General features: G+C 36.9%; 19 protein-coding genes and 1 pseudogene. 16 read left to right on the top strand and 4 right to left on the bottom strand.

Going from position 1 to position 15,930, the window contains the following annotated elements; genetic code table 11:
• Positions 1–92: 92 nt before the first annotated feature.
• Genes rlmF through PMI13_RS15120 form a run of 3 tightly spaced genes read right to left on the bottom strand, consistent with a single transcriptional unit; the run spans position 93 to position 1,606 of the window.
• Complete coding sequence (rlmF, locus tag PMI13_RS15110; RefSeq protein WP_007845206.1) at positions 93–1,013, bottom strand: 23S rRNA (adenine(1618)-N(6))-methyltransferase RlmF; 921 nt, start codon at positions 1,011–1,013, stop codon at positions 93–95.
• A gap of 3 nt (positions 1,014–1,016) precedes the next feature.
• A complete protein-coding gene (locus PMI13_RS15115) occupies positions 1,017–1,391 on the bottom strand; it encodes a c-type cytochrome (RefSeq protein ID WP_007845207.1) in 375 nt (124 codons plus the stop codon).
• Entirely contained in the window at positions 1,391–1,606 is a 216-nt protein-coding gene (locus tag PMI13_RS15120) for a hypothetical protein (RefSeq protein ID WP_007845208.1), read from the bottom strand. Before PMI13_RS15120 ends, PMI13_RS15115 begins: the two co-directional genes overlap by 1 nt.
• A 200-nt stretch (positions 1,607–1,806) precedes the next feature.
• Between PMI13_RS15120 and PMI13_RS15125 the strand changes: the two genes are divergently transcribed.
• The 13 genes and pseudogenes from PMI13_RS15125 to PMI13_RS15185 all read left to right on the top strand — a co-directional run bounded on the left by PMI13_RS15125 (position 1,807) and on the right by PMI13_RS15185 (position 13,330).
• On the top strand, positions 1,807–2,259 hold the full coding sequence (locus PMI13_RS15125) for a cupin domain-containing protein (protein WP_007845210.1): 453 nt from the start codon (positions 1,807–1,809) through the stop codon (positions 2,257–2,259).
• A 172-nt stretch (positions 2,260–2,431) separates the two neighbouring features.
• Positions 2,432–3,076 (top strand): hypothetical protein, encoded by a 645-nt coding sequence (locus PMI13_RS15130; RefSeq protein ID WP_007845211.1) that lies wholly within the window; start codon positions 2,432–2,434, stop codon positions 3,074–3,076.
• Between the two features lie 252 nt (positions 3,077–3,328).
• Positions 3,329–4,750 carry an anthranilate synthase component I family protein gene (locus PMI13_RS15135; protein WP_007845213.1) on the top strand — a complete coding sequence of 474 codons (1,422 nt, stop codon included), beginning with the start codon at positions 3,329–3,331 and terminating at the stop codon, positions 4,748–4,750.
• 44 nt (positions 4,751–4,794) lie between these two features.
• The gene (locus PMI13_RS15140) at positions 4,795–5,409 is read left to right on the top strand and encodes an anthranilate synthase component II (protein WP_007845216.1); all 615 of its coding nucleotides are present in this window, start codon (positions 4,795–4,797) and stop codon (positions 5,407–5,409) included.
• A gap of 38 nt (positions 5,410–5,447) precedes the next feature.
• On the top strand, positions 5,448–6,434 hold the full coding sequence (trpD, locus tag PMI13_RS15145; protein ID WP_007845218.1) for an anthranilate phosphoribosyltransferase: 987 nt from the start codon (positions 5,448–5,450) through the stop codon (positions 6,432–6,434).
• Positions 6,435–6,518: 84 nt separating this feature from the next.
• Positions 6,519–7,295, top strand: coding sequence for an indole-3-glycerol phosphate synthase TrpC (trpC, locus tag PMI13_RS15150; RefSeq protein ID WP_007845220.1), 777 nt, complete (start codon positions 6,519–6,521; stop codon positions 7,293–7,295).
• A 68-nt stretch (positions 7,296–7,363) separates the two neighbouring features.
• Positions 7,364–8,104, top strand: coding sequence for a hypothetical protein (locus PMI13_RS15155; RefSeq protein ID WP_007845221.1), 741 nt, complete (start codon positions 7,364–7,366; stop codon positions 8,102–8,104).
• Complete coding sequence (locus PMI13_RS15160; RefSeq protein ID WP_007845223.1) at positions 8,101–8,769, top strand: phosphoribosylanthranilate isomerase; 669 nt, start codon at positions 8,101–8,103, stop codon at positions 8,767–8,769. The genes PMI13_RS15155 and PMI13_RS15160 overlap by 4 nt, the downstream gene beginning before the upstream one ends.
• Positions 8,770–8,845: 76 nt before the next feature.
• Positions 8,846–9,254: pseudogene (locus tag PMI13_RS21425) on the top strand (transposase).
• Between the two features lie 183 nt (positions 9,255–9,437).
• Positions 9,438–10,616: a tryptophan synthase subunit beta gene (gene trpB / locus PMI13_RS15170; protein ID WP_007845231.1), complete on the top strand. Its 1,179-nt coding sequence runs from the start codon at positions 9,438–9,440 to the stop codon at positions 10,614–10,616.
• A gap of 74 nt (positions 10,617–10,690) precedes the next feature.
• Positions 10,691–11,425: a tryptophan synthase subunit alpha gene (trpA, locus tag PMI13_RS15175; RefSeq protein WP_007845234.1), complete on the top strand. Its 735-nt coding sequence runs from the start codon at positions 10,691–10,693 to the stop codon at positions 11,423–11,425.
• Between the two features lie 81 nt (positions 11,426–11,506).
• On the top strand, positions 11,507–12,235 hold the full coding sequence (gene lipB / locus PMI13_RS15180; RefSeq protein ID WP_007845235.1) for a lipoyl(octanoyl) transferase LipB: 729 nt from the start codon (positions 11,507–11,509) through the stop codon (positions 12,233–12,235).
• A 33-nt stretch (positions 12,236–12,268) separates the two neighbouring features.
• Positions 12,269–13,330, top strand: a complete 1,062-nt coding sequence (locus PMI13_RS15185) for a serine hydrolase domain-containing protein (RefSeq protein ID WP_007845236.1) — start codon at positions 12,269–12,271, stop codon at positions 13,328–13,330.
• A gap of 61 nt (positions 13,331–13,391) precedes the next feature.
• Here the strand turns inward: PMI13_RS15185 and PMI13_RS15190 are convergent, their stop codons facing one another.
• Positions 13,392–14,144: an SDR family oxidoreductase gene (locus PMI13_RS15190; protein WP_007845238.1), complete on the bottom strand. Its 753-nt coding sequence runs from the start codon at positions 14,142–14,144 to the stop codon at positions 13,392–13,394.
• Positions 14,145–14,357: 213 nt separating this feature from the next.
• On the opposite strand from PMI13_RS15190, the gene PMI13_RS15195 reads away from it, so the two are divergent.
• The 3 genes from PMI13_RS15195 to PMI13_RS15205 are packed head-to-tail and all read left to right on the top strand — an operon-like array spanning position 14,358 to position 15,889.
• Positions 14,358–14,990 (top strand): NAD(P)H-dependent oxidoreductase, encoded by a 633-nt coding sequence (locus PMI13_RS15195; protein WP_007845239.1) that lies wholly within the window; start codon positions 14,358–14,360, stop codon positions 14,988–14,990.
• A gap of 33 nt (positions 14,991–15,023) precedes the next feature.
• Positions 15,024–15,458 carry a MarR family winged helix-turn-helix transcriptional regulator gene (locus tag PMI13_RS15200; RefSeq protein WP_007845241.1) on the top strand — a complete coding sequence of 145 codons (435 nt, stop codon included), beginning with the start codon at positions 15,024–15,026 and terminating at the stop codon, positions 15,456–15,458.
• Positions 15,459–15,463: 5 nt separating this feature from the next.
• Complete coding sequence (locus PMI13_RS15205) at positions 15,464–15,889, top strand: organic hydroperoxide resistance protein (protein ID WP_007845242.1); 426 nt, start codon at positions 15,464–15,466, stop codon at positions 15,887–15,889.
• The last annotated feature ends 41 nt before the right edge of the window (positions 15,890–15,930 follow it).

A 15,930-nucleotide genomic window follows, 5' to 3' on the forward strand; every position in this document is an offset into this window, starting at 1 on the left:
TTCTTAACGAATAATAAATCTGCTTTACACCAGATTTCTAAATGTCCCACTCATTCACCATTCACTTGCGCAGCAGATTCACTATTGACATTTTAAAACCATTCTTTCCTATCCTTCTGAGGAATAAATGTCCAGGCTAAAATTCGACTGATTTTCTGCCCCTGAGCCATATCAATCGTTTTGAATTCTGCTACGTTAACTTTCTTCAGCAACGTGGTTAATTTATACAGATTATCTTTTTTAGAAACCAGGCATGTAAACCAAAGGACCTGTGATGAATATAGAGCGCTTTCTTCAATCATTTTTGTGATAAAAGCCAGCTCACCGCCCTCGCACCATAATTCAGAGTGCTGCCCGCCAAAATTAAGCAGGGGTTTCCGGGACTTTGATTTGCTTATGTTTTTTGTTTTCCTCATATTTCCTTTGATGGCAGATTCTTCAGAATCATGAAAAGGAGGATTGCATAACGAAAACATAAACCGGTCTTCAATATCTATTATATTTTTGAAGATATGATCAGAATCAGGCTGTTGTTTTAGCCGGATACACAAATCCGGATTATGATCTAAAATCTGTCGGGCATTCTCCAGAGAATCCTGGTTAATGTCTGTTCCCAGCATTGTCCATCCGTAAGATTGATGAGCAATTAAAGGATACACAAGATTGGCTCCTGTTCCAATATCCAAACCGGTTACAGATGTCCCTGTCGGGATCTCACCTTGTTGTCCAGCAAGTAAATCTGCAATATAATGGATATAATCTGCCCGTCCGGGAATAGGTGGACAAAGATTAGCTTCAGGAATATCCCAGTTCTGAATATTATAAAAGTGTTGTAATAAAGCTTTGTTAAGCAACTTAACAGCTTTAGGAATACTGAAATTAATGGTCAAAGTCTGATAAGCATTAACAAAGACATACTGCTTCAGTTCCGGCACACAAGAAATAAGCTGATCAAAATCATAAGGATTGCGATGCAGATTTCTAGTGTGCAGACTGGATTTTTCAGCAGGCATATATTATTTTTTCTGACTTAAAATATATTCTACCATTTTTTTGGCATCTTCTTTTGATACCTGAGGATGGGCCGACATGGGTACGCCACCCCAAACACCGCTTCCGCCTTCTATAATCTTTGAAGCAAGCATTTCAACATCCTTATCAGAATATTTAGCTGCAATCTCCTGATACGAAGGTCCTATCATTCTTTCATTCACACTGTGACACGCTGTACAATCCAGGGTTTCAATAATCTGTTGTCCTGAAAGATTGTTTTTTGCAGGTTCTGAAACAACAGCTGTTTCAGAAGATGTAGTATCTGTTTGTGGAATTTCTTTTTTGGAACAGGAAAAGATCAGAAGACCTATACTTCCTGTCAAAAACAGTTTTTTCATTATTTTTTCGCTGTAGAATCTGTTTTAGAAGCTTCAGGAGCAGCAGTTGCAGGGGTCGCAGCCGGAGCAGCAGGTTTAGCAGTAGAATCTACAACTGTAGGAGTTTCAGGCTCATCCAGCATTGTGTTGCTGTCCTGTAATGAATGATCCGGTTTTTTAGAGCAGTTTACTACGAATAAACCTCCGATAAATGCAATTGCTAATACTTTTTTCATTTTTTCTAATTTGGAAACAAAAATATAAAAAATAAACTTTTAAACTTATGACAAATGTTTTCTTTAGGAAATATTTTTTGACATCAGGATTTTAAATGATCAATAAAAAATAATTCAAATATTAGAGAATTTTAAATTGAGTTGCTATTTTTGTATATTGGATAATCCGAACCAAAAATCAACTTATTAATTAAAAATGTATGACTAAAAAAAGTTTATTGAGTACAGCTTTCTTTACTGTACTTTCTTCCCTCTTTCTCTCTTGTGATAATTCATCAAGCGAGCCACAATCAGAATATTCTGATAAGATTGAATCGATAACGCTTTTAAAAACCACTAAATCGTGGGACGGAACTGCCTATCCTGCTTATCCTGCAACGCAGCCGGAGATCTCGGTTCTTAAAATTGCCGTACCTCCCAATTCGTCACTGAGCTGGCATAAACATCCGGTTATTAATGCAGCTTATGTAGAAAAAGGTGAAATTCAGATTGAGAGAAAAGAAGACGGAAAGACACAGTGGGTAAAAAAAGGTCAGGTACTTCCTGAAGTGGTTAATACCGCCCACAGAGGTAAAACCGGAGAGCAGGGAGCCACGTTGATTGTTTTCTACAGCGGAACTCCCGATATTCCTTTGTCTGAACCGGTACAATAAATGATTTCAACGCTAAGATCGCAAGACTTTAATGATAGTTTTTTTATTCGCAAAGCTACTCCGTTAGCTAAAGACAATGTATCTTGTTGAGTGAAATGTCTTTGTGATAAATTCTACAGTTATAAAAATAACATCTTTGTGATCTTAGCGTTTAAATAATTATATTTAATGCATGGTTTTAATTTCAAAAATTTTGTTTTTCACCAGCCATCATGGATTTTATACTGTGGTTATTCTTATTTTATTTTTCGGACTGCTTTCATGGACAACTAAAAAGGCATTATTTTTAATCCCGATCCTGCCTCTTGCTATTCTCAACGGGTTTGCAGGCCAGTTCTTAAATGCATGGTTTCTCAACCGATACGGTGTCGAAAGCACGGCAATTATCACCTCCGATGTTGAAACCAACTCTACTTTAAATAACATGTACATCCATGATTACGAAGCTATTGTAAAAAAGCAGGATGGAAAATATATTGATACTTTTTTTTCAACAACCTCAGCAGCCATTTATCCGATAGAAAATGCAATCCGGATTCCGCAGATGGATCAGCCGTTTCCCGTAAAATATATTCCCGGATATGAAAAGAATATTGTCATTCTCTATCATCAGTCTGAAGAAGGTAAAATGATGCAGCAATACGAAATGCAGGTACCTGTAAATACAGCTAAAATTAAATATGAAGCAGACAGAACCAATAAAAAATTTGTAGAAGAATACATCTCTGCATTAGAAGATTATGTAAAAATATACGATGATAAAAATTATAAAATGAAAATCGAAGAATTAAAGAAAGAATTAAAGGAACTGAAATAACTGTTTTTCAGATAAGTTTTTTTAATTTTTATTTTTTTTGTTTTTTGTATCGAAAAATTATTTACATTTGTCCCATGCTTAATAACAGTAACAATATTTGGTGGTGGCTTTCAAACTCTTCGTCGGGTCTGAAGGTATTATCATGTTGTTAACGTACACAGAAATAATATAGAAACTATATAATAGGCTTTGACGAATTTCGTTGAAGTCTTTTTTTTATCCTTATCGCTCAAACTGAAAAATAAATTGCAAATGTTTAACAAAAAAATACAAATAAAAACCGTTTCGAAAAAAACACTGGGTGACCTGCAAACTCCCATGACAATTTACCTGCAGATCAGGGACAAATTCAGGGACACCATTCTTCTTGAAAGCTCAGATTCTAAAAATATTGACAATAATTTTTCTTTTATTGCCATTAATGCCATTGCAGGGATTGAAATTAAAAACCTTAAAGAGTTTGAAATTAAATTTCCCGGACAAGAGCCAATCAAACAATTCATCACTGATCATACAATTCCGGATGTTCTGGAAGAATTTTCAGGTGTTTTTGAGTGTGAAAAAACCAATGATCCGATAGAAGAAACAGCACAGAGCCTTTTCGGTTATACCAGTTTTGAAGCCGTACAATTTTTTGAAAATATCAGTTTTAAAGCACAGAGCCCGGAGGTTGAAATCCCGATCCTCAGATACAGATTGTACCAGTATGTAATTGCCATCAATCATTATAACGATGAAATGCACATCATTGAAAACCAGATTGATGGCGTAAAATCTGAGCTTCATTCATTAGAAAATTTACTGAAAAATAAAAATTCTGTGATCTACCCTTTTGAGAAATCCGGTCAGGAAACCTCAAATATTACTGATGAAGAATATTTAGATCTTGTAAAAACCGCTCAGAAGCACTGTATGCGAGGTGATGTTTTCCAACTGGTGCTGAGCAGAAGGTTTCAACAGAAATTTCAGGGTGATGAATTCAATGTATACCGTGCTTTAAGAAATATCAATCCTTCTCCCTATTTATTCTTTTTTGACTATGGAAATTATAAGCTGTTCGGTTCCAGCCCTGAAAGCCAGCTAATTATAAAAGACAACAAAGCGATTATCCACCCTATTGCCGGAACATTTAAAAGAACAGGGCATTTTGAAACTGATTTACAATCTATTGAAGAATTAAAAAATGATCCTAAAGAAAATGCAGAACACACCATGCTTGTAGATCTGGCAAGAAATGATCTTGGAAAGCTCGGAAAAAATGTAACCGTGACCAAACTGAAAGAAATTCAGCTTTTTTCCCATGTCATTCATATGGTAAGTGAAGTGACTGCAGAATTGCCGGAAAATACCAAACCTTTTGAAATGGTTGCCTCCACTTTTCCCCAGGGAACTTTAAGCGGAGCACCCAAACATAAGGCATTGCAGCTAATTAATCAGTATGAAAAAGATTCACGCGGCTATTATGGTGGCTGCATCGGTATCATCGGTTTAAACGGAAGCTGTAACCAGGCCATTATGATCAGAACCTTTTTAAGCAAAAACAATACGCTGTATTACCAGGCCGGCGCAGGATTGGTTGCAAAATCAACCCCGGAAAATGAATTACAGGAAGTCAACAATAAATTAAATGCATTGAAAAAAGCTGTAGAAAAGGCAACTAAAATTGGCTATTAGTCAACATACTGTTTTTTAGCAAAATAACAATAGAAAATAAAAAAATGAACAATAATAAAGTATCTGGTACTCAAAGCTCAAAATCTCAGACTAAAGTTTTAGTTTTTGATAATTACGACAGCTTCACCTATAACCTGGTTCAGATTATCGAAAGAATCCTGAACGAAAAAGTGGATGTTGTAAGAAATGATAAAATCACTCTGGAAAAAATCAATATTTATGATAAAATAATTCTTTCTCCGGGACCCGGAATTCCTGAAGAGGCCGGGATTTTATTAGACCTGATCAAAGAATATGCTCCAACAAAAAGCATTCTTGGGGTTTGTCTTGGGCAACAGGCCATTGCAGAAGCTTTTGGAGGAAGTTTAATTAATCTTTCCGAAATTTTCCATGGGGTGGCTACCTCTGCTGAAATTATAAAAAGCAATACCAGACTTTTCAAAAACTTATCCTCAGCTCTTGAAGTTGGAAGATACCACAGTTGGGCTGTAAATCCGGATAATTTCCCGGAGGAACTGGAAATCACCGCTGTTGATAAAGACGGAATGATCATGGCACTGCAGCATAAAACCTATGATGTGCACGGGGTACAGTTCCATCCTGAAAGTATTCTGACTCCGGAAGGGGAAACAATCATTAAAAACTTCCTTTTCAATTGAAAATTATAGAAATTCCCTCCACTGTAAAACGACCACAAATGAAAGAAATATTACAATACCTTTTTAATCATTATACTTTATCTAAATCTGAGGCTAAGGCGATTATGATTGAAATTGCACAGAATAAATTCAACACGACTGAAGTCACCGCATTCATCAGTATTTTCCTGATGCGCAATATTACCCTTAATGAGCTTGAAGGTTTCAGAGAAGCTCTTTTACAGATGGCCGTTCCTGTAAGTTTATCCACAGATAATACAATGGATATTGTAGGAACCGGAGGCGATGGTAAGAACACAATCAATATTTCAACACTGGCAAGCTTCGTTGTTGCCGGAGCCGGGCAAAAGGTAACCAAACATGGAAATTACGGAGCATCTGCGATTACAGGATCTTCTAATGTTATGGAAGAACTCGGTTATCGTTTCAAAAATAATTCAGACCAACTGAATGAAGAGCTGGAAAGGGCTAATATCTGCTTTTTACACGCCCCCTATTTTCATCCGGCTCTTCAGTCGGTGGGAGCACTACGAAAAGCTTTAGGGCTAAGGACTTTTTTTAATTTACTGGGACCATTGGTCAATCCGGCAAAACCCCGTTTTTCAATGATCGGAGTTTATAACCTTGAGATTGCAAGGATCTATCAGTACCTTCTGCAAAAAGATCAGAGGGAGTTTATACTTGTTCATAGTTTAGATGGTTATGATGAAATCAGCCTGACCCATGAAACTAAAATTATGACTAAAAAAGGAGAAGAAATTTATTCGGCGGAAACTTTAGGCTTTGATGTGATAAGCCCGGAAAGTATACAGTCCGGCAATACAGCACAGGAATCTGCAAAAATCTTCAGAAATATTCTGGAAGGCAAAGGTACAGAACAGCAAAATTCGGTGGTCCTGGCTAACGCTTCCGTAGCATTGTACCACACTGGCCAATTCGGGAGCTACGATGACTGTCTGTTATCAGCTCAGGAAAGTCTGCACAGCGGAAAGGCACTGAAAAGCCTGGAATTGCTGCTAAAATAAGTTGATGATTGAGAATTAAAAGTTCATTTATTTCAGATTGTTAAATTGTTACACTGTTATATTGTTACATTGATAAATAAGCATATGACCATATTAGATAAAATAATAGTAAGAAAAAAAGAAGAAATCACGTTTTCAAAATCAAAAATTTCAATTGATCAATTAAATGATTCAGCATTCTTTGAAAATGCCGGGTTTTCTTTAAAGGAATCTGTTAAAAACAAAAGCGGAATTATTGCTGAGTTTAAAAGACAATCGCCTTCAAAAGGAATTATTAATGATCAGGTCTCTCCTCTGGAAGTCATTTCTGCTTATGAAAATTTCGGAGCCAGCGGAATCTCAGTTCTTACCGATAAAGATTTTTTCGGAGGTTCTTTTAATGATATTTTAAATGTCAGAAATCAGATTCAGGTCCCTATTCTCCGTAAAGATTTTATGATTGATGAATATCAGTTTTATGAGGCAAAAAGTATCGGTGCGGATGTTGTCCTGCTGATTGCTGCCTGCCTGACGCCTGTACAAGTGAAAGAATTTACAGCTTTGTCCCATGAGCTTGGAATGGAAGTTCTACTGGAAATCCATACGGAAGAAGAACTGGAATACTATCATCCTGAAATTGATCTGGTTGGGATTAATAACAGAAATTTAAAAGATTTTAAAGTTGATCTGAAGCATTCCGTGCAGTTAAAAAATCTGCTACCGGAAGATTGTCTGTCAATTGCTGAAAGCGGGATCTACACGATTGAAGATTTTAAATATTTAAAAGAAAAAGGATTTGACGGATTTTTGATGGGTGAGTTCTTTATGAAGAATAAAAACCCGGGTACAGCTTTCTCTCATTTCGTTAAAAATATTATTTAATTTTATACCAAACCACTCCAAATCACAAATATAATTACGACATGATCCATCAACTAAAATACATCATAATGTTATTTGCCATCCTTATTTTATCCGGATGCAGCAATATGGGTTGGGAAACATTTCATGAAGGCACTTATAAAGGCACAAAATATCAGCTTCAGAGCAAACAAACTACATCTTTCATGTCTTCAGCAGGCGGCCGTATTGAATGGCAAATGAAGCTTGGAAATTTAAAACCTGTTGAGTTCGGTGTTGAAAATACAGACTGGAGCCCGCCTTACAGCACTAAAATTTACGGAAACACTCCTTTCCATTATATTACAGATAAAGATACGGTGTATACAGGAAAAGATTACGAACCGGGGTCTTATGCCGTTTTCAACACCATGTTATATCTTTTTCCCGGTGCTGAAGATGAGCGGAATCAAAAATATTATGAATTCATGCGTGATGAATGGAAAAAAATTGATGAAATGATGATGAAAAACCGAAAACCTTATAATGACTTTCCGCATATTATCGGTTTGGTTTTCGGAGAAAGAGAAAAATTCGTGAAAAGATATACCGGAAAATATATGAATGAAACCTGGAATCTCACCATTCCCCCCGATGGACGGATCTTATTTGAATCTGAAAATGGTGGTCAGACTTCTGCAGGCCTCAGCCTAAAAGTTCAGATGCCCGGAAAAAAAATATTTTTAAGGCAAGATGGCTTAACACTACAAGAGCTGGCTCATTTCACTGATAAAAATAAAGTCTCTATAACAAAAGACTTCAACATTGAACAAATAGCTTCAGAAAAATGAATCCTAAAATTAAAGTCTGTGGATTGACCATTTTAGAGCAAACCGGAGCGCTCATTTCCCTGAAAATAGACTTTCTTGGCTTTATCTTCTATGAAAGATCACCGAGGTACGTTTTAAATCATCTAAGTTTAAAAGACATTTCAAATATTGATCATAAAGGAAAAGTGGGAGTTTTCGTCAATGAAAATATCAATAAAATAGTAGAGATTGTTCAGAAAGCAGATTTGAATTTTGTCCAGCTCCATGGTGATGAAAATCAGGATTTCATTTCTGAATTAAGAAAAAAGCTCGGTCCTGAAACCGGAATTATAAAAGCGGTCAGAATAGGAAATCAGAAACCGGAAGCAATACATGCAATTGAAAAAGTCATCAATGCCCAACCATCAACATTCAACTACCTCCTGTTTGATACTGATTCAAGAGCCTTTGGCGGAACAGGAAAACAGTTTGACTGGAATATTTTAAACGAATTCAAAATTCCCCTTCCCTACTTTTTAAGCGGTGGAATTTCAGAAGAAAATACAGAAAACATTCAGATGCTGAAACAGAAACCTTTTGCATTGGATATCAATTCTAAATTTGAAACTGAACCTGGGGCCAAAAATATAGCAAAAATTAAAAGATTTAAAAGCTTGATTAAAGGGAGTCCCGAAGGGACGACTTAACAAAAAAACGGATGTCAATCCGGTTAAAAAAAACACAAACGAAATGTCACAATCACTTGTCAAAAACTATATTCATATGGTCTTCAGTACTAAACACAGAGAAGATTTTATTGATGAGCAGATAGAAAAAGAATTATTTGCATACATTGCGGCGATATGCAAAGATTTTGAAAGCACAGCACTGCAGATTGGAGGTACAGATGATCATATCCATATCCTATAAAATCCCCTTAATGAAACTGGTACAGGAAATTAAGGCACATTCACCAAAATGGATAAAGACAAAAGGAAGAAAATACGAGCAGTTTTTTTGGCAAGACGGCTATGGAGCATTTTCAGTCTGTGAAAAAGATATTGATAAAATAATCAGTTACATTAAAAATCAGCGTCAGCATCATCAAAATACCAATTACAAAGATGAACTGACCGGAATATTGGAAAAAAAACATAAAATTGAATATAATGAAAAATATTTATGGGATTAATATTATTTATAGAATGGATTTTCATCCAATCCTTTATTAAGTCGTCCCTTCGGGACTCCCAAATAAAAATTTCTATGAAAGATGATGATATTTTAATTTTCAACCTGCCTGAATAAAAAAAGCTCTTACTCAACCGCCGCGGTTCGGATAATATAGCTTATTTAATACAATAAAAGAATATATATGAATTATAAAAACCCGGATGAAAACGGATATTACGGTGAATTCGGAGGAGCTTTCATCCCGGAAATGCTCTATCCGAATGTGGAGGAATTACAGAAAAATTATCTTGACATTATAGCTTCTGAAGATTTTCAGAATGAGTATCAGGATCTTCTTAAAAATTATGTCGGTCGTGCCACACCGCTCTATTTTGCTAAAAATCTAAGTCGGAAATATAATACCAATATCTATCTGAAAAGAGAAGACCTCAACCATACGGGAGCTCATAAAATCAATAATGCGCTCGGACAAGTTTTACTGGCAAAGCGCTTGGGAAAAACCCGGATCATAGCAGAAACAGGCGCCGGACAACATGGGGTGGCCACCGCTACAGCATGTGCATTACTTGGCCTGAAGTGCATCGTTTACATGGGTGAAATTGATATCCGGAGACAGGCGCCTAATGTCGCAAGAATGAAAATGCTGGGTGCAGAAGTCATTGCTGCAACTTCCGGTTCAAAAACACTGAAGGATGCCGTAAATGAAGCTTTAAGAGACTGGATCAACAATCCTGTAACCACTCATTATGTGATTGGAAGTGTGGTTGGCCCGCATCCTTTTCCGGATTTGGTTGCACGCTTTCAAAGCATTATTTCTAAAGAAATCAAAGAGCAATTGAACGAAAAGATCGGAAGGGAAAATCCCGATTACATCATTGCATGCGTAGGTGGCGGGAGCAATGCAGCAGGAACTTTCTATCATTTTGTAAATGAAGAGAATGTAAAAATCATCGCGGCAGAAGCCGGTGGTTTAGGAATGGAGTCAGGAAAATCAGCAGCCACTACTTTTCTTGGAACCCTGGGCGTTTTACATGGAAGTAAAAGTCTGGTAATGCAGACCGGAGACGGCCAGGTGATTGAGCCTCACTCTATTTCTGCAGGATTGGATTATCCGGGAATAGGACCGTTCCATGCCAATCTATTCAAAGAAAAAAGAGCTGAATTTTTCAGCATTAATGATGATGAAGCTTTGGAATCTGCCTTTGAACTGACAAAACTGGAAGGTATTATTCCCGCTCTGGAAAGTTCACATGCGCTCGCCGTTTTAGATAAAAAGAAATTTGAAGAACATGATATTGTGGTCATCTGCCTAAGCGGGCGTGGTGATAAGGATATGGAAACTTATTTAAAAAATCTGTAAAATGCAAAAAGTATTCATGTAAAATGATTTTGAGATACATTAATACATTTTACATAAGACATTAATACAAAAGTATGAAAAAACTCAACATCTATTTTACCGCAGGGATTCCGAAACTGGAAGATACTGCCGATATAATAAGACTTATTCAGGATTCCGGAGCCGATATGATGGAAATCGGAATGCCATATTCCGATCCTGTGGCAGACGGACCTGTGATTCAACAGGCCCATGAACTTGCTTTAAAAAACGGAATGACCATTGAAAAGCTTCTTTCCCAGCTGAAATCGGTCAGAAATGAGATCAGGATCCCGGTCATCCTGATGGGTTACATCAATCCCGTTCTAAGCTTCGGTTTCGAAAATTTCTGTGCAGCATGCTCAGAAAGTGGGGTTTCAGGATTAATCATTCCTGACCTTCCACCTGTTGAATTCGAAAAAAACTACCGGAAAATTTTAAAAAAATACAATCTCAATTTTACATTTCTGATCACCCCGGAAACCTCGGATGAAAGGACACTGTATCTGGATTCTCTAAGCTCAGGATTTCTGTATGCCGTAAGTTCTTCATCTACAACAGGAAATCAAAATGCCGTATTGAAAAATGAGGACTATCTTTCCAGAATAGCGTCCCTCCCGCTTCAAAACCCGGTAATGATCGGTTTTGGAATAAAATCTAAAGAAGATTTCGAAAATGTGACTGAAAAAGCTGACGGAGGGATCATCGGAACTGCTTTTGTCAACATCCTCCTCCAGAATAAAGATTGGAAGAATAAAGCCATAGATTTTATAAATTCCGTAAAAGGGTAAAATTCACTAAATTTGTATATCAATAAACGGTATGAAATCTCGATTCCATATGGCCATTAAAAAGAAAATAGATACCAACAGATGAATACAAATCAAAATAAAGTAGTAAAATTTGAAGATTTAGGCGTAAAAGAATATCAGCCTTCGTGGGACTATCAGGAACAACTGATGAAAGATATTATTGATACCAAGATTAAAAACCGTGACTTACCTGCAGAGCAGCATACAATCACTCTGAATCATTTTCTTTTAGTAGAACACCCTCACGTTTATACATTAGGGAAAAGCGGCCATGAAGAAAATATGCTGGCCGGAATCGATAAATTAAAGGAAATCGATGCCACTTTCGTAAAAGTAAACCGTGGTGGAGACATTACATATCACGGTTACGGGCAGATTGTAGGCTATCCTATTTTAGATCTTGAAAATTTCTTCACAGATATTCATTTGTACATGAGAAACCTGGAAGAGGTAATCATCAGGACTATTGCTGAATACGGACTGAAAGGTGAACGTTCCCAGGGTGAAACCGGAGTCTGGCTGGATGTGGGGAAACCTTATGCCCGGAAAATCTGTGCAATGGGGGTAAAAGCTTCACGTTGGGTGACCCTGCATGGTTTTGCATTAAATGTGAATACGGATATGCGGTATTTTGAATACATTATTCCTTGTGGGATCAAAGACAAACAGGTCACTTCTTTAAAAAGAGAGCTCGAAAGAGACCTGGCTCCTGAAGAAGTAGAAGATATTAAAGCAAAGATCAGAAAACATTTTATTGACGTTTTCGGGGCAGAACTTGTGAGTAAATAATATATTTACAATCAAAATATCGTACCTGAATCCATGCAGACAAAAAATCAGAAGAATATAATTATTAAACTATCCATTTTAATAGTATTCCTTTCAATTTCCTATTCTTACGGACAATATAAAAAAGATTATATTCACAGAATTGACAGCCTCATTAAAGCAAAAAGTCCAAGGCCATTCAATGGTGTTGTTTTAATTACCAAAAATGGGGGAAATAAATACTTTAAAGCATCCGGTTTTGAAAACAGCAGAACCAAAACACCTTTAAAAACTGATGATCAGTTTGAGATCATGTCCAACACCAAGCAGATTACCTCTGTTTTGCTTTTGAAAGAAGTTGAAAAAGGAAAAGTGAATTTACAGGCCCCGATAAAAAAGTACCTGCCTTTTTTAACACAGCCCTGGGCAGATTCCGTTACTGTACACCAGTTATTGAATCACACTCATGGAATTTCGGATATTAATAAGCCTTTACTTTTTAGGCCGGGAACAGATTTCAAATATGGAAATCTTTCCAATATTCTTTTAGGGAAAATTATTGAAACTACTTCCGGCAGATCTTATACCGAAATGGCAGATGAGCTGTTCCGGAAACTCAATATGAAGAATACTTTCTGTTATTCAAAAACTGACAGACGGAATCTTGTGTATGGACATATAAATAAAGAAAATACATTCACTCCTGTTGAAGAATCTTTTATTAACGATGAAAATTTACCGGCAGACGGCGTGATTACTACCGCTGCAGACCTGTCAGTATGGAATAATCAGCTTCATAAAGGGAAAATTTTAAACCCTGAAAGCTACAGGTTAATGACAGCAGAAACTGTACAGTCCCAACACGATGTTTTTGGAAAAGATAAAATGGGCTACGGATATAATATCAGAATTGTAAAAGACAATGGGATCAGGTATCTTGGGCATACCGGATTGGGAGACGGTTTCGCTTCTTTAAATGTTTATATTCCTGATTCCGATGTAAGCATTATCGTCCTGGAAAATCAGATGAGTGAAGACAGCAGCCTGTATTATTATTTTGAAACTTTAATTAAAAATATTGTATTGAAAAGCAGTTTGATAAGCAGCAAGCCTTAATAGCTGTTTAAATCAATTGATACATAAAACCCACCACCCATGTGATGGGTTTTATTCTTAATTACCCAACCACAGAAATCCCGGCATCTATTTTGATCTCCGCACCATGTATGTAGGAAGCTTCATCGGAGGCCAGAAAAAGTACCGCACTGGCAACTTCTGACGGCTCACCCTGCCTTTTAAAAGGTATCGTAGGGATAATATTCTGAACAGCTTCATCTATCTGCTCCGGGTTCAGGCCCGTATTGTTAAATATATTCGTTTTAATATGTCCCGGGCTTATGCCATTTACCCGAATTCTTCTTTCCGTAAGTTCAGTAGCAAAAGTTTTGATGAAAGACTGTACCGCTGATTTTGCCGCAGAATATATTGAAAAATTAGGCATTGATATTTCTGTAGCTACAGAAGTATTAAAAATTACAGAACTTCCGTTTTTCATGAATGGTAATATTTGCTGAACAGTAAAGAAAGGGCCCTTTACCAGCATATTGAACAGCTCATCAAAAAAGGCTTCATCAATGTATTCAATAGGTGCAAATTTTCCATAACCGGCGTTGGCAAAAAGCAGATCAATGGTTTCCGTATATTTTCCCACTTCCTGCTGTAAATTCATCAGGTCTTTTATACTTCCGGCATTGGAAACAATTCCAAAAGCCCTTTCACCCAATTGTTCCACTGCTTTATTTACAGTTTCCACACTTCTTCCTGTAATGATTACACTTCCCCCTTCGTTGATAAACTGTTGGGCAGTTGCAAAACCCATCCCATTTGTTCCGCCCGTGATCAGGGCAAATTTGTCTTTAAATCTCTGCATTGTTTTTGGTTTAAAATTCTATGACAAAGATTGGGACTTTCCGTCTCGGAAAAAATCCGAAACTTGCGGAGTTTAAGAGATAATTGATTTTATCTAAAATATATTTCTTAAAATTAAATTGTACACAATTTAATTTTATCATACCTTTGTCCCGTTAATTTATGAACCCAGATGTTCGGTTCTGAAAAATTTACATCATTAAAATAAAAAGCAATGTCATTAATAGAAGATTTAAACTGGAGACATGCTGTAAAAGCATATGACCCGTCAAAAAAAGTTTCAGAAGAAGATTTAAATACCATTTTAGAAGCAGCCAGGTTAGCTCCTACCTCATCCGGACTTCAGCCATTCCGTATTATCGTTGTGGAAAATCAGGAATTAAAAGAAAAAATGGTTAAAGGCGCATTGAATCCTGAAGTCATGAGAGACAGCTCACATGTTCTTGTTTTTGCCGCATGGGACAGCTATTCTAATGAAAAGATCGATCAGGTGTATGACCTTCATACGGATGTAAGAGATTTACCGAGAGGGCGTTTCAACAGCTATACGGATAAAATCAAGTCTATCTATGGAGCGCAGACTCCGGATGAGCATTTCACCCATACAGCACGCCAGACTTATATTTCTTTGGGAATGGCTTTAGCACAGGCTGCTGAATTGAAAATTGACAGTACTCCTGCCGAAGGTTTCAGCAATCAGGTGGTTGATGAAGCTCTCGGGCTGAAAGACCTGGGATTAAAAAGTGTAAGCCTTTTATACCTTGGTTATAGGGATGAAGAAAAAGACTGGATGTCGTCTATGAAAAAAGTGCGCATTCCGATGGATGAATTCACGATCAGAAAATAATTTTAATTGTCTAGGGCTCACTCCTCAATTGTTATGGAAAATTCAGAATCTTTAAAATTAGGGAATCAGATCTGCTTTCCCTTATATGCTATCGCAAAAGAAATCACCGGGTTATACCGCCCGTTTCTTGATGAGCTGGATATTACCTATCCTCAATATCTCGTAATGATGATTTTATGGGAAAAGGACGGGTACACCGTTAATCATATCGGGGAAGAGCTCTTCCTCGACAGCGGTACTTTGACTCCGCTCCTTAAAAGACTGGAAAGTAAAGGTTTTATCAGCAGGAAACGAAAAAAGGAAGATGAAAGAGTGGTTCAGATATTTCTGACTGAAAACGGAAAAGAATTAAAACAGAAAGCCTGTGATGTTCCGGCGAAAATTCTGGAAAAAATAAATGTTCCTATAGAAGATTTAATGGAACTTAAGACATCAATACATAAAATTTTAAACAAAATAGAAAAATAAACAGTATGAAAACATTATATACAACCAGCGTTACCGCAAAAGGCGGAAGAAACGGACAGGTAAAGAGTGAAAACGGAGTTCTGGATATTGAAGTAAGAATGCCGAAGGCTCTGGGCGGTGCCAATGATGATTTTGCCAATCCTGAAATGCTTTTTGCTGCGGGATATTCAGCTTGTTTTGACAGCGCATTAAACAGAGTTATCAGTTTAACGAAAATCCAAACGGGTGAAACCTCTGTAACCGCTCAGGTAAGCATCGGACAGATTGGAAACGGTGGATTCGGACTGGCCGTTGAGCTGGATGTAAATATTCCGGGTGTATCTATTGAGGAAGCTCAGTCGCTGACTGATCAGGCTCATCAGATTTGCCCTTATTCCAATGCGACAAGAAATAATATTGAGGTTAAACTTTCGGTGTCCAACAACGGCTAAGATAATTTTCTACAACATAATTTATCATGGAATAGGCTGTT

This window comes from Chryseobacterium populi (assembly GCF_000282115.1).
Taxonomy (GTDB): Bacteria; Bacteroidota; Bacteroidia; order Flavobacteriales; family Weeksellaceae; genus Chryseobacterium; species Chryseobacterium populi.